Raw genomic sequence first — 13274 nt, 5'->3', positions numbered from 1 at the left:
TCCTGGGCTGGAGGGGTCGCCAGTGAAAAGATAGGCACAATGACCAGATCCGGCGTTGTCTCACTGTGGGTGCGGCGGGTAGCCGCCGCGGCAGATCAGACTTTGACGAGCATAGCGGTCACATACATGAACGAAACGCCTGCGGCCAATCCCGCCATCGTGGCTGGCGCTGTAAGCGCCGCAGGACCTCTCCCGTCCGACCTCATCAGGTACGCAGTGACCTCGACGACGACCTGCAGAATGGCTCCCGCTCCGACCGCGAGAGCCAGCGCCGACCACTGCGGCGCATAGGCCAAGCTTCCGATCCAAAGTCCGATGACGGCGGGACCGCCCGCCAGAAGCGCCAAGCCAACGAAGGCCCACAGAGGCGGGCGCTTCTTCAGCATCGGCGCGGAAATGCCGATGCCTTCGGTGATGTTGTGCAGCATAAAGCCCAACACCAGGAAAGTGCCCAATCCGGCCGCGCCCGCCGCGAACGCAGCGCCGATGGCCAGTCCCTCGCCAAGATTGTGCAGGCCGATTCCAAGCGCGATGAAGGTGGCGAGCGCAAGTCCGGTCGGCACTCCGTCCCGGCGGCCGGCCGCCATCAGCAGGAGGAAACTCGCAGCGGCTGCGAGGACGACCATCGCCTGTCCCTGGAATATTGCGGCGGACTCGGCGGCCAGTTCGAAAGCTTCAGCCGTGGCGTCGACTAACAGGAACGCCAGCAGGCCGACAGTCAGGGCGAGCAGGAAATTCATGCCGTTTCGGCCGACTCCGCGCAGCGCCGGATAAAACAGCATTCCGATCGCGACCGGAACGAGGCCGACTAAGACACCGAGCAGCGCCTGGGAAGCAAGCATCCCTGCGCCCCGTGTCGGGGTCGGCACAGCGACTGCAATCTCATGTTCGAACGTCGCCCCGGTATCGGTGACAATGTTGATGGCATGCGCCTCCCCCAGAACCCAGGGAAAGGGCAGGTGGATCCATGCCGTGGCGCCGCGGGCGAGCGGTCCTGCGGGTTCCTGCGTGAACTGCCAGTATGCGTCGTCAACCTGCACTTGGGCGATCGTCATCGGCTCCGAGCCGCCGGCGCGGACGAGGACGCGGATGCCGTCGGACGAAAGGATCGTCCGCTCGAAAGTCAGGCTTTCCACAGGCGGAGCGCCGCTCCCGAAGTTTCTGAGCGGGTCAGAGACCAGCAGCCAGGTGATCGCCAGGCCGAGGGCGGCCAGCGGCAGGATCAGCCACAGCAAAGCGGCGCGCGATTTTCCGGAGTCGACGGGAGCGGTCGGATCGGCGGCGGCGATGTGCGAGACCTCGTTCATGCGACCGCCTCCACCACGTCGAACATGCCCGTCCAGCCGAGTTCGGTGAACTCCGACTGATGCGGGTGGAACATGTAGAGACCGGTCTCGTGATCCTTGTAGGTAAACTCGAGGATGCCGCGCTGCGCCTGCACCTGAGTGATCAAGTCGACCGTCCTCAAGGTCGGTGTGAGCGTCGTCCCCTGTTCGAAATAGTCGAAGAAGTTAGCGTGCAAGTGGAACGAGTTGATGGGATCGAACTCGACGACATTGGCCAGATAGATGCGGACTGGGCGGTCACGGACGATCGTGATCGGCCGCTTCATGTACGCATGTGCGACGGTATTCACCGCATAGACTTCGTTCCCGTTGTCGAAGTTGGTGTCGAAGCCGTTCATCACCATGGCGAATTCCTGCCACTCGGCGTTCTCGGGCGTGCCGAGCAAGCGGGAACGGGCAACATCGGCAAGCTCCGGATGGCGGGCCGGATCCGGGTCGATGACGAACAGTCCGTACATGCCTTTGTGAATGTGCCGCTTCAGGGGCAGCGCGTGGCAGTGATAGAGATGGCAGCCGAACGGCCTGGCATCGAACTCATAGACGAATTCTTCTCCCGGACCGATCAATCCTGCACCGGGGACGCCGTCCATCCTTGCGGCGTGGATGCCGTGGAAGTGCATGGAGTGGGGATGCGAGCCGGAGTTGCGGAAGACGATCCGCAGGTGCTCGCCTTCGGTCGCCCTGAGCGCAGGCCCGGGAACGCGTCCGTTGTAGGTCCAGGCCGGGAACATGATGCCCGGCGCGATTTCGATTTCCTTGTCGACCGCCTCGATCTCGAAAGTCCGAAGGATTCGTCCGTCGGGAAGCGTCGACACCGATCCCGTTTCCCAGTCCGTCACCATCCGGGATGGATCGAAACCGTTGCGCTCATTGTCCACGTCTCCGACTGTGATCATCGATCCGTGGGCGGCCAAATGCGCTGGAGGCGGTGCAGCGCCCGCGGCTGACGCTGCCCCATGGCCGGAATGGACCGATTGGCCAGCCGCCGTTCCCGCTATCGCCGAGCCTCCGGCCGCCGCCAAGCCGCCCCACAGCAGCCCACGCCTGCTGATCTTTTCGCGGAACCAAGCGCTGACTTCGGACATGATCGCCACCACAAATGCAAATGAGAATTATTTGCATTAGCACCAAATGGACTGTTTCGCAATCGGAGCGACGCCTGAAAGGGCGGAGCGAAGCGGCATCAGGTGGTGATCGGAGATGTCGAAAAGCAGGGATCCTGTCCCAGCCCCGCTGGCGCGGCGGCTCATGAGCGATCCGTGCGCCGTTGCCGTGTTGTTCTTCAACTAGTCCTGGATCAAGTCAATTGGTCACGGGCGATTCACACTGTTCGTCAGCCCATTGACGTACATGACCAGATTGAGCGGATCGAACCTGAGACCGTGGAACTTGGCCGCGAAGCGCCCGCGGCGGTCGATCACGTGCGTGACCACCCCGTGCATTTGCTGGCCGCCTTCGAGCGGATCGAAACGGACGTTGTATTGCTCAGACAGCTTGCGCGTCGCGTCCTCCGCCTGCCCTTCGCGGGTGGTCAGGAAGGTCCAGTTGCGTCGGTCCAGCCCGTGCGCTTCGCCATATCCCTTCATGACTTCGCGCGTGTCTGACTTCGGGTCTGTCGTCACCGTCAGGAACTGCACCAGGTCCTTCATGGGCGTTTCGTTGACCATGGCCTGGACGCGGGCGATCAGGTCGGAGTGCAACGGGCAGACGTCGGTGCAGCTCGCGAACACGAAATTGAGCACAACGACCTTGTCCGCGAAATCCGAGAGGCGGACCGGATTGCCTTCGTCGTCGGCGAGATCGAATCCCGGCGCTGCGGGAGCGTCGATCGCCTGGAAATACTTTTCCTCGCTGCCCATCAGCCTGTCGAGATCGGCGCCCGGATGATGGGCATATGCGGGAAGCGCGAGGACGGGCGTGAGGGCCATCGCGGCGAAAAGTGTTCTTCGGTTCATCTCCGTTCTCCGGTTTGGTCGAGTTCTCGTACGATGATCCCTTCGAAGAAGGAAACCATCTCGGGGGTGTCCCATTCGGCGGGTCCGGCGAGCCGCGCGAGCTCGTTTCCGTCCGGGCCGATCAGAAGCGTGGCCGGCAGACCGAACAGTCCCAATGTGCGGATCGCGGTCCCGTTCTGGTCGATGAAGACGGGGAGTTTGCCCCCGATCTCGTCGAAGAACTTCCGGACTGCGCCGGCTCCCGCTCGGTCCACCGAAAGGGCGACGACATCGAATCCCTCGCCGCCGAGCCGCTCCTGAAGGCGGTCGAGCGTGGGCATTTCGGCCCGGCAGGGCGCACACCAGGTCGCCCAGACGTTGAGCAGCACTATCTTGCCGCGCCAATCTTCGAGAGATTGCAGCTGTCCCGACTCGTCGGCGAAGATGAGCTCAGGCAAGGGCTGCGGCTCCTCGTGCAGCGGCATCACTGTCGGTTGCTGCGCGTGCGCGTTGCCCGTGGCCACAAGGACGGCAAGTACTAGCGCCGACAGGATCGTCTTCACTGCGTCTTCTCCTGCTCGCGGCGGCTCATCTCCGACTGGTAGGCGCGCTCCCGCTCCGGCCATGTGCTCTTGATGAAGGCGAGAACGGCGCGGATTTTCTCGTCGTTCAAAGTGTCCTCGAATCCCGGCATGTCGCTAGCGTACCCGTTGCCCACCACGGCGGCTGGACCCTCTTTGGTGATCCGGAACAGCACCCCGTCCGGGTGGTGCCAGGTGTGCCCGGACGCATCGTGCGGCGGGGCGGGCAGGCGTCCCGACGGCAGCGTTCTCTTCCAGTCAGACTGGCCTTCGAGGCTGGCCCCGTGGCAGGAGGCGCAGTTCGCGGAATAGAGCTGCCGTCCCCGCGCGATTGCCGCGGCCTCGCCCGAGCTTGTTCCGAACGACCAGATCAAGGTGAGGGCGGCAACCCCCAAGAGCGCCGCGAAGCCGAGGATAACAGCCTGCCTGCTCATTTGCGGCCGCTGAAGAACAGGTACTTCACCAAGGCCGCGGCCACGAGAATGAGGGCAACGACGAGCAGGAGCAAGCCCACACTCATGCCCAGCATCATGCCGCCCATGCCTTCCATCATTCCGCCGTCCATCGTTGTCAGCTCCTATCCGCGTCTCGTTGCAGGCCTATTCCCGGGTGTATACGCCGCCCACGCTGCCAGACTTGGTGATCTCCAGCATCTCGAACGGCGCTTCCTTGGCGCCGCTCATTCCCGGCGAGCCCATTGGCATGCCGGGCAGCGTGACGCCCTTGATGTCGGGCCGCTCCGTGAGTAGCTTCTCGACCGTGCCGACGGGGACGTGGCCGCTGACGGCGTAGCCGTCCACGAACGACAGGTGGCAACCCTGGAACTCGTCGGAGATGCCAGCCTCGCGGCTCATTTCCGCCAGGTCGTGCGTCGCCTTGACGGTGACGTCGAAGCCGTTCTCCCGCAGGTACTCGGCATAGCCTTCGCAGCAGCCGCACTGCGGGTTCTTGTAGAGGGTGACGTCCTTCTCGCCCGCGAGCGCCGGGACGGCAGCCCAGACGAAGGAAGCGAGGGCGACGGCATTCAGGATAGTACGCATTTCGGTTCTCCTTTTGAGGGATTGGTCAGGCGACGCGGAAGACGCCCATCATCCCGGCGGCCTGGTGTTCGAGTATGTGGCAATGGAGCATCCAGTTGCCCGGATTGTCGGCAACGAATGCGATCTCCACCCGCTCGCGTGGCGACATGAGCACCGTGTCCTGCCACTCGCGGTGGCGCGTCGGCTTGCCGTTGCGGGAGATCACCCGGAAGGAATGGCCGTGCAGGTGGATCGGATGATGCCATGCCGTCGCGTTGGTCATCGCGATGACATGGCTGCGGTTGTGCGCCAGCTTCAGCATGGGGTCCATGACATGGCCTTCCGCCGTGACGCCGTTGACGAACCAGATGCCGCTCGAGTGCATCATGTTCATTGAACCGCCCATGCTGCCCACGGCGCCGGAGGAATGCTCGCGCGTGTCGCCCATGCTGCCGCCCATCTCCTGCATGACCATGGCTCCCATCATCCCTCCGTTGAACGTCACCTCGTGGCGGGCAGCTGACACGAGGTCCGGCTCCGGCAGCGGGTTCGGTGGCAGGGCAACAGGCCAGTCGGGAGCCGTGTCTCGGAGCGGCTGATCGTGGTAGGCGAGATCGACCAGACGGTATTCAAGGCCTTCGTAGAAGCGGTCGATCACGGAAACCCGGCTTCCGGCGTCAGCCCTCATGTCGAGGATGAGGTCGGCGCGCATCGCGGGTCCCAGCACGATCAGCCCGCCCTCCGGCGCATGCGGCTCGACGGGCTGCCCGTCCAGCGCAATGACGACGGGTTCGTGGCTCCCGAAGTCGAGCCCGAAGATGCGGGCGTTGGCGGCGTTTATGAGGCGCAGGCGGATTCGTTCTCCCTTCCTGACCGGGAAAGCGTCCGGCGCGCCGCCATTGACCGTCACCGTGTTGCCGACCCGGCCGTTGTGCATCATGTCGTGACGGTTGCCGAAGTCTTCCCGCATCTCGACGGTCTTGGTCAGCCGCCAGTCGGACAGCACCCATGTGACTTCGCGATCGACCCGGACAGGATCGGCTTCCTCCACGATCAGCGCGCCGTAAAGGCCTCGGCCGACCTGCTCGAAACTGCGATGGTGCGGATGGTACCAGAAGGTGCCTGCGTCGACGGCATCGAACTCGTAGGCAAAGATCTCGCCGGGCGCGATCGGCGCCTGCGTGAGGTGCGGCACGCCGTCCATGGCGTTCGGGACTCGCACGCCGTGCCAGTGCACGGTCGTCTCTTCGCCGAGAGCGTTCCCAACCGCGATCCGTAGGCGCTCTCCCTGGCGGACGCGGATTTCCGGGCCGGGTAGCCGGCCGTCGTAGCACCAGACGGCGGTATCGCCATGCGGCTCGGGCGCGATCTGGGTGCGGCCCGGTGCCGCACGGAGCCGGAATTCCCGAATGCCTATGGCATGGGCACTCGGTTGCAGTGGAGGCATCGCGCCCACCGAGACAGCGGCGGCCGATGCGAGGAAAGCTCGGCGCGTCAGCGCCGGCACGCGGAAATCGGACATGGATTCAACCATCCTGAAATAGGCTCAATGTAACGCGCCGGACGAAGCCGGGCGCGTCGACGGGCGGCCGGGAGCGGATGCCGCCGGGCCGCGTCAGCTCAGGAAGGTGGTTCGGGGAGGATAGGGTTCAGGTGGCCCCGTGCGGCCGTCCGACGGTTGCGCGGGGGGCAAAGACGCGATGCCCGCGACATGCGGAAGCTCGGCCGCGGCAGGCGTGCAGATCGCAGCGAGCGAGGTCACACAGAACTGGTCGCACGCCGACGTCTGACCGTCATCGCCGGGACAGTCCTTGCAATCAGGCATACCGCCGTCCATCTTTGCCATCGACATCTTCAGGGACATGTCGGTCAAAGCCGCGGCGTGCGCCGCCGTGCCCGCGGCGAAGGTCGCGAGGAAGACTACGGCACAGATGCGGGCGAGCTTGCTCATTGGGCAGACAGTAGTCCTGCCTCTGCACCGTGTCCAGATTCGGATGGTCGCAGGTGAGCCATGACCGCCGCAAAGGCACGGCGAATGTTCGGCACATAGGCGCGACCCTCACTCGTGAGCGCGAGGCCGCGCGGCAGCCGCTCGAATAGCTTTACCCCCAGGTCGGCCTCCAGCCCGCGGATGTGCTGCGCCACAGCACCCTGCGTCACGTTCAGCTCTTCGGCTGCGATGCGGAAGTTGAGATGGCGCGCGGACGCTTCGAAGGCGCGAAGCGCATTGAGCGCCGGCAAGCTATAGAAGGCTTCGGGCATCCAGGAGTTTTTCTACAGGTTGATTTCAGACTTTCTGGTTCGAACCAGCCGGGAATACCGGTTATATCACTCCTTCAGCCTCGAAGACATCGCGTTCAGATTCCTGTCACCCGAGAAGGAAGATACGATGAGTGTAGAAAAAGTAGCTGTAGTCGTTGCCGGTGGCAGCGGCATGGGCGCTGCGGCTGCAAAGCGCCTGGCGGGGGATGGCTTCAAGGTCGCCATCCTGTCCTCATCCGGTAAGGGCGAGGCGTTGGCCACGGAGCTAGGCGGGCTTGGCGTGACCGGCTCCAACCAGTCGAACGACGATCTGCAACGTCTTGCGGATCTCACGCTCGATCGCTGGGGCCGCATCGATGTCCTGGTCAATAGCGGAGGTCATGGGCCACGTGCGCCGATCCTCGAAATCACCGACGACCAATGGCACACCGGCCTCGACATCTACCTGATGAACGTCATCCGGCCGACGCGCATCGTCGCGCCGCACATGGTCAAGCAAAAAGCCGGCGCCATCATCAACATCTCGACGGCGTGGATTGTCGAACCGAGCCCGATGTTCCCGACCTCGGCCGTGTTCCGGGCGGGGCTTGCCGCCTACACCAAGATCTTCGCCAACACATACGCCGCCGACAACGTTCGCATGAACAACGTCCTTCCCGGCTGGATCGACAGCCTTCCCGCCACCGAGGAGCGCCGCGACAGCGTGCCGATGCAGCGTTATGGCACCAGCGATGAAATCGCCGCGACGATTGCCTTCCTCGCTTCCGAAGGGGCCGGATACATTACCGGTCAGAACATTCGCGTCGACGGTGGCATCATCCGTGCGATCTGACGCCACCTCGCCGCCCTGGCTGGGGCATTACGGCAGGGGCAAAATGACGCTACAAGCGGCCCGTATCCACCGGCCGGAATTCGACCCTTTGCGGACATGCACTCAATCAGGTTTCAACTAGGCGACCATGCCCGTGACTACTGTCGGCCAAGGTTTCGATAACGCGGCATTCAGCCACTCGGCCAGAGGCGCATTCCTCGACCATCCGCTGCAATTCCGCTCGTAGAGCATTGAGGCTGGCAATGCGTTCCTCGACTTCAGCAAGGCGTGCTTTTGCGATCCTGTCGGCAACGCTGCAAGACTGATCTGGGTTGTCCTGCAGCGAAAGAAGCGCGCGGATTGCCTCGATATCGAAGCCAAGTTCACGCGCATGCTTGATGAAGCCAAGTCGCGCCGCGGCGTTTCTGTCATAGCGCCTTTGCTGCCCCTCGGTGCGAGGCGGCGGCGGCAACAGGCCGATCTGTTCATAGTAGCGTATGGTCGGCACCTTCACTTCGGTGCGTCGCGCGAGTTCGCCAATCGAAAAATCCATGAAAAAGCCTCTTGAACCTCTAGTCACTATAGGGACTACGGTGCCTGCGCAAAAGGAGACACCGCATGGCTGACCATTGCTGCAATCACGAAACGAACGCATCCTGCGCCCCGACGCCGTTGGTCTTTCCAGCGAGCATGACGGCCGCTCGCCACGGGGTTGAGGAGGCTTGCTGCTCTGGGGGCGTGCCAATCTTTGACGGTATGGACCCGCGCTACAAGCGCATGCTCTGGACAGTCATCGGCATCAATGGGGCGATGTTCCTGACGGAGATGGTGGCTGGTCAGCTTGCCGGCTCGCAGGCGCTGAAGGCGGATGCCTTAGATTTTTTCGCTGATACCGTCACCTACGGGTTGAGCCTCGCCGTGATCGGGGCAAGCCTGCGCACCCGAGCGACGGCTGCGCTGTTAAAGGGCCTGTCGCTCTCCGTTATGGCTATCTGGGTCTTTGGTTCGACCGTCTATCAGACACTTGTCCTTGGACTTCCGAGTGCTGAAGTAATGGGTGCGATCGGCTTTCTTGCGCTGGCGGCAAACCTTGGTTCCGTGCTCCTGCTCCGACCCTACAAGGACGGCGACGCGAATGTGCGATCGGTCTGGCTTTGCTCCCGCAATGATGCGATCGGAAACGTTGTGGTTATGGCAGCGGCACTGGGTGTCTGGGGCACATCGACGGCATGGCCCGATCTGGCGGTGGCGGCGCTGATGGCAGGCATTTTCCTTACGTCTTCAGTGCAAATCCTGCGACAGGCGTGGAGCGAGTATCACGAAGGACAGCGCTCTGGTCAGGTTGCTGCAGAATGACAGGCCATCGTCCGCTCACTACTTTCTCCGCCCGTTCAAATGGCCGCGTCAGAATCTAGTTGTCCGCCCAGTGGCCGGCCGCGTTCACTGGCTGCCGATCACCATGCGATTGCCCTCGCTGTCGCGAAATTCCGCCACCGTGCGGCCTGGCTGCCAAGGCGCTTCCTGCGGTTCGGTGATGATCTCGACGCCGCCCGCCTTCAAAGCGGCGATCGTGGCCTCGACATTCTCGTCGACCAGCACCAGCACTGGGTCAGCGCCCGGCGTATCGTTGGCGCGCCTGACGAAATGCAGGTTGGTGACGGCGCCGGGAAATGTCAGCTCGATCCAGCGCCAGCCGCTATCGCCCATCTTCTCGTCGGCGGCGACCTGGCAGGCGAGATGCCTGGTGTAAAACGCCTTGGCGCGGTCCTGGTCGAACACGGGCAGTTCGGCAAACTGGATGTGCATGGTCGTTTCTCCTCTCGTTGATGGCTGCCGCGCGGCCGCCCACAGGTGGAAGACGATCCGGGCGGCCGAAAAGATTCATAGCGTGCCGAGAATCTTTTCGGGCGTGCCGAGAATCTTTTCGGGAACGCGAAACGTCTTCTGCTCAGGTCAATCATTCAGGAGACGACCATGGGCTACAAACTCATTCGCTACAGCGTGAAAGACACCGGGCTGGAAGAGAACCGCGCGCTGGTGGCAAAGGTGTTCGAAGCGCTGGATGAGACGGCGCCGCGGAGCGTGCGCTATCTCGTGCTCGAACTCGACGACGGCGAATTCATCCATGTCGTCGGCGAGGAAAATGACACATCCGCGCTGACCGGGCTTGCGGCCTTCGAGGCGTTCACGCAAAACCATGCGGAACGACGCTCCACCCCCGTCAAGCGATCGCCTGCCAAGATCATCGGCAACTATCATGTGCTTGAGGACGGTAAAGCCGGATAGAATGGACGCCATGATCCCACGGAAACTCGACCGGCCGGCGCTGGAGGCGATGCTCTCCGAGCTCCGCCCGAGGCTGCACCGCTACTGCGCCCGCATGGCCGGCTCGGTGATCGACGGCGAGGACATCGTGCAAGACACGCTGGTGAAGGCGCTGCAGGCGGTCGATGGCAGCATGACGGTTGAACGGCCCGAGCAATGGCTGTTTCGCATCGCCCATAATGCTGCTCAGGACTATCTGCGCCGGCGCCACCGGGAAAGGTCGCGCATGGCCGAGACCGACATGACCAGGATCGAGGATCCCTCCGGCAATGCCGACGCGCGGGTCGCCACGGCGGCCGGCCTGCGTAGCTTCATGCAGCTTTCGGTGGCGCAGCGCGGCGCCGTGATCCTGGTCGACGTGCTTGGCCTTTCCCTGCACGAGACCTGCGAGGTGACCGGCGCGACGCTGGCCGCGACCAAGGCGGCGCTGCATCGCGGGCGGGCGCAACTGCGCCTGCTGGCAGCGGAGCCGGAGCAGGTCGCCACGCCCAGGCTCGACGCCGATGACGAACGGCGGCTGCGCCGTTACGTCGACCTGTTCAACGCGCGTGACTTCGACGCGGTCAGGGCGCTGATCGCCGAGGATATCCAGCTCGAAGTCGTCAACCGCCTCCGCCTGCGCGGCAAGGCCGAAGTGTCGACCTATTTCGGCAATTACGACCGCGTAACCGACTGGGCGCTGTCGCTGGGCTTCGTCGACGGCCGGCCGGCAATCCTGATTCGCAACCCCGGCGAGCCGGGCGGCGCCGTGCGCGGCTTCATGCTGGTCGAATGGCGGGATGAGCAGATCGTCCGGATCCGCGACTTCCGCTACGCGTCTTGGTGCCTGGTCGACGCGGAGATCAAGGCGATGGAGGGGTGAGGGGAGGTTGGAATAGCGGGAGATGGCGTACGAAAGCGACGTGGCCAAGGTTGCGCCGCCGGCTGCCCTATTTATCGAGCTGGCATCTGGCACAGCCTGCGGTCGCGGGTGGAACTTTCCGCCGTGACCCGGAGGCGACTTCCCTGGTGGAGCTTTGAATGACCGCTTTGCGCCGCATGTCGGTCACGAAAACTGCTTTTCTCGAAAGCGCACATTGCAGGATCCATCACCAACGTCGTACTCGCACGCCATCAACGATGGAACCCACGGGCATTGCCTCACAGCCAAAAGACGGCCAGAGCAGCCCGCGATCCAAAGCGATGCGCTCCTTAGTCGGGAAGGCCAGCCTTGCGGTAACCTTCGACGAAGCGCTGGAGCACTTCTTCGTCGTCGAATGGCTGCGATGTTGCCCAGTGCCTGATGGCTGAAATAGGGATCGCTCATCAGGAAGAATTCCGCCTCCTGGCGGGCTTCGTCAAGGCGCCCGAGCTGCGCGAGAGCTGCCGCTAGGATGCGTCGCGACGTGGTGCGGTAGGTTTCCGGCTTGCGTAAGGCATCGACCGCAGATTGATAGTCGCCGAGCGCATAATAGGCTTGGCCCGCCATCCAATAGTACCACCCTGGAGGGTGCGGATTGAGCCGCAACGCCCGCTTCACGAATTCGATGCCCTTGACCGCGTCGCCCCTTAAGGTGATGAGATCCGAGCGCATCGCCCAGGCATCGGCATGATTGGGGTCGAGCTTGAAGGTCGCCTCGAACTCGGCATCCGATTCAGGGAAGCGCCGTTCGTGACCAAGTATGATGCCCAGCCCCCAGCGGTTCCCGGCATCGTTAGGATCGAGCGCCACTGCCCGCTGCGCTTCCGCGAGCGCGCGCGGCTGGTTGGTTTCCTTTGGCTCGTTCCAGAACAGCCAGCCGAGCCAAAGATTGAGGGCCAGCAAGCTATGTGCCTCGGCATAGTCGGGATCGAGTCCGATCGCCTTTTCCAGGAGCATGCGCGCTTCCCGCGCGCCTAGCCCGGTCTGAAAACTGACGCCGCGAGCTCGCACGCAAAGGTCATAGGCTTCGAGACTCGTCGGCCGTTTGCGCGCCGGCTGTCCGGCCAATCGGCCGACAAGGGCTTCAACGATCTTGGCCGTGACCTCGTCCTGCACTGCAAAGATGTCCTCGAGGCTGCTGTCGTAGCGCTCGGCCCAGATATGATCGCCGCCGATCGCGTCGATCAGCTGCGCATTGATGCGCACGCGCGCCGCGGCGCGCCGGGCGCTGCCTTCAACCACATAGCGCACCCCAAGGTCACGCGCGGTCATACGCACATCGACCGACCGCCCCTTGTAAGCAAAGGTTGAGTTGCGCGCGATGACGAAGAGGCCGGCTGAGCGGGACAGGTCGGTGATCAGGTCTTCGGTCAAGCCGTCGACAAAGGTTTCCTGCTCCGGATCGTTGCTCATGTTGGTGAAAGGCAAGACGGCGATCGAGGGCTTGTCGGGCAATTCGAGTGATGCCAGTCGGCCGACCGGAGCGGCTCTCGGAACGTGCAGGTTCACGCGATAGCAGTATATCGGCTCGGCTATATTCTTCACCCGCTGCTCGCCCATGGGCTCGAACGCAAACGCCAGCTTCTGCCTGACCTCCTTGGACACCTTCTCCGAAACGCAGATGCCACCGGGCTCGGCGAGTTGTTGGAGACGCGACGCCACGTTCACGCCCTCGCCATAGCGATCGTCCCCTTCGACGATCACTTCTCCAAGGTTGATTCCGATCCGGACTTCGAAGCGCTGGTCTTCGGCGACGCTCGCGTTGCGCTCCGCCATGCCGCGCTGAAGCGTGACCGCGCATTCGACCGCATCCACCACGCTGCCGAATTCCGCCAGCAGGCCGTCTCCCATCAGCTTGAAGATTCGCCCGTGTCGCGTCGCGATTTCCGGCTCGAACAGCTCTTTGCGGCCACGTTTCAGCCGGTCGAAGGTGCCCGCTTCATCCGCCTCCATGAGCGCCGAGTACCCGACAACATCGATGGCAAGGATGGCAGCGAGCTTCCGCTCCATGTTGAGCCTCAGTAAAGATTCACGACTCGCAAGCCGCAGGCCAGAGGCAGGCAGGACCGGCGCCTCCGGTCTTACCAGCCTATGA

Annotated in this window: 15 protein-coding genes and 2 pseudogenes; 4 read left to right on the top strand and 13 right to left on the bottom strand. The window is 63.4% G+C overall.

Features of this window, described 5'->3' with window-relative positions:
• Positions 1-95 precede the first annotated feature (95 nt).
• The 10 genes and pseudogenes from AC0L26_RS28265 to AC0L26_RS28220 all read right to left on the bottom strand — a co-directional run.
• Positions 96-1307: a ZIP family metal transporter gene (locus tag AC0L26_RS28265; RefSeq protein ID WP_473635529.1), complete on the bottom strand. Its 1212-nt coding sequence runs from the start codon at positions 1305-1307 to the stop codon at positions 96-98.
• Positions 1304-2431, bottom strand: a complete 1128-nt coding sequence (locus tag AC0L26_RS28260) for a multicopper oxidase domain-containing protein (RefSeq protein ID WP_473635528.1) — start codon at positions 2429-2431, stop codon at positions 1304-1306. Before AC0L26_RS28260 ends, AC0L26_RS28265 begins: the two co-directional genes overlap by 4 nt.
• A gap of 225 nt (positions 2432-2656) precedes the next feature.
• On the bottom strand, positions 2657-3274 hold the full coding sequence (locus tag AC0L26_RS28255; RefSeq protein ID WP_473635527.1) for an SCO family protein: 618 nt from the start codon (positions 3272-3274) through the stop codon (positions 2657-2659).
• Between the two features lie 23 nt (positions 3275-3297).
• Positions 3298-3843 (bottom strand): TlpA family protein disulfide reductase, encoded by a 546-nt coding sequence (locus tag AC0L26_RS28250; RefSeq protein WP_473635526.1) that lies wholly within the window; start codon positions 3841-3843, stop codon positions 3298-3300.
• Complete coding sequence (locus AC0L26_RS28245) at positions 3840-4295, bottom strand: c-type cytochrome (RefSeq protein WP_473635525.1); 456 nt, start codon at positions 4293-4295, stop codon at positions 3840-3842. Before AC0L26_RS28245 ends, AC0L26_RS28250 begins: the two co-directional genes overlap by 4 nt.
• Positions 4292-4426 (bottom strand): hypothetical protein, encoded by a 135-nt coding sequence (locus tag AC0L26_RS28240; protein ID WP_473635524.1) that lies wholly within the window; start codon positions 4424-4426, stop codon positions 4292-4294. Before AC0L26_RS28240 ends, AC0L26_RS28245 begins: the two co-directional genes overlap by 4 nt.
• Before the next feature lie 34 nt (positions 4427-4460).
• On the bottom strand, positions 4461-4901 hold the full coding sequence (locus tag AC0L26_RS28235; protein WP_473635523.1) for a DUF411 domain-containing protein: 441 nt from the start codon (positions 4899-4901) through the stop codon (positions 4461-4463).
• Positions 4902-4926: 25 nt separating this feature from the next.
• Positions 4927-6402 (bottom strand): multicopper oxidase family protein, encoded by a 1476-nt coding sequence (locus tag AC0L26_RS28230; RefSeq protein ID WP_473635522.1) that lies wholly within the window; start codon positions 6400-6402, stop codon positions 4927-4929.
• A 93-nt stretch (positions 6403-6495) separates the two neighbouring features.
• Complete coding sequence (locus AC0L26_RS28225; RefSeq protein WP_473635521.1) at positions 6496-6831, bottom strand: hypothetical protein; 336 nt, start codon at positions 6829-6831, stop codon at positions 6496-6498.
• Between the two features lie 44 nt (positions 6832-6875).
• Positions 6876-7142: pseudogene (locus AC0L26_RS28220) on the bottom strand (LysR family transcriptional regulator); the annotation flags it as partial.
• A gap of 127 nt (positions 7143-7269) precedes the next feature.
• Between AC0L26_RS28220 and AC0L26_RS28215 the strand changes: the two are divergent.
• Positions 7270-7974, top strand: a complete 705-nt coding sequence (locus tag AC0L26_RS28215; protein ID WP_473635519.1) for an SDR family oxidoreductase — start codon at positions 7270-7272, stop codon at positions 7972-7974.
• A gap of 106 nt (positions 7975-8080) precedes the next feature.
• Here AC0L26_RS28215 and AC0L26_RS28210 read toward each other — a convergent pair whose 3' ends face one another.
• The gene (locus tag AC0L26_RS28210; RefSeq protein WP_473635518.1) at positions 8081-8506 is read right to left on the bottom strand and encodes a MerR family transcriptional regulator; all 426 of its coding nucleotides are present in this window, start codon (positions 8504-8506) and stop codon (positions 8081-8083) included.
• 65 nt (positions 8507-8571) lie between these two features.
• Here AC0L26_RS28210 and AC0L26_RS28205 point away from each other — a divergent pair, with 65 nt between their 5' ends.
• Entirely contained in the window at positions 8572-9309 is a 738-nt protein-coding gene (locus AC0L26_RS28205) for a cation efflux transmembrane domain-containing protein (protein ID WP_473635517.1), read from the top strand.
• Positions 9310-9393: 84 nt separating this feature from the next.
• On the opposite strand, the gene AC0L26_RS28200 is transcribed toward AC0L26_RS28205, so the two are convergent.
• Complete coding sequence (locus AC0L26_RS28200) at positions 9394-9759, bottom strand: VOC family protein (RefSeq protein WP_473635516.1); 366 nt, start codon at positions 9757-9759, stop codon at positions 9394-9396.
• Between the two features lie 168 nt (positions 9760-9927).
• On the opposite strand from AC0L26_RS28200, the gene AC0L26_RS28195 reads away from it, so the two are divergent.
• Positions 9928-10239, top strand: coding sequence for a hypothetical protein (locus tag AC0L26_RS28195; protein ID WP_473635515.1), 312 nt, complete (start codon positions 9928-9930; stop codon positions 10237-10239).
• Between the two features lie 10 nt (positions 10240-10249).
• Positions 10250-11140, top strand: a complete 891-nt coding sequence (locus AC0L26_RS28190) for a sigma-70 family RNA polymerase sigma factor (protein ID WP_473635514.1) — start codon at positions 10250-10252, stop codon at positions 11138-11140.
• Positions 11141-11469: 329 nt separating this feature from the next.
• On the opposite strand, the pseudogene AC0L26_RS28185 reads toward AC0L26_RS28190, so the two are convergent.
• A pseudogene (locus AC0L26_RS28185) lies at positions 11470-13189 on the bottom strand (adenylate/guanylate cyclase domain-containing protein).
• Positions 13190-13274: the final 85 nt, after the last annotated feature.

The sequence above is a fragment of the Mesorhizobium sp. WSM4823 genome (assembly GCF_055811195.1).
Note: the sequence above shows the minus strand (reverse complement) of the source record. Positions and strands in the feature narration are given on the sequence as shown.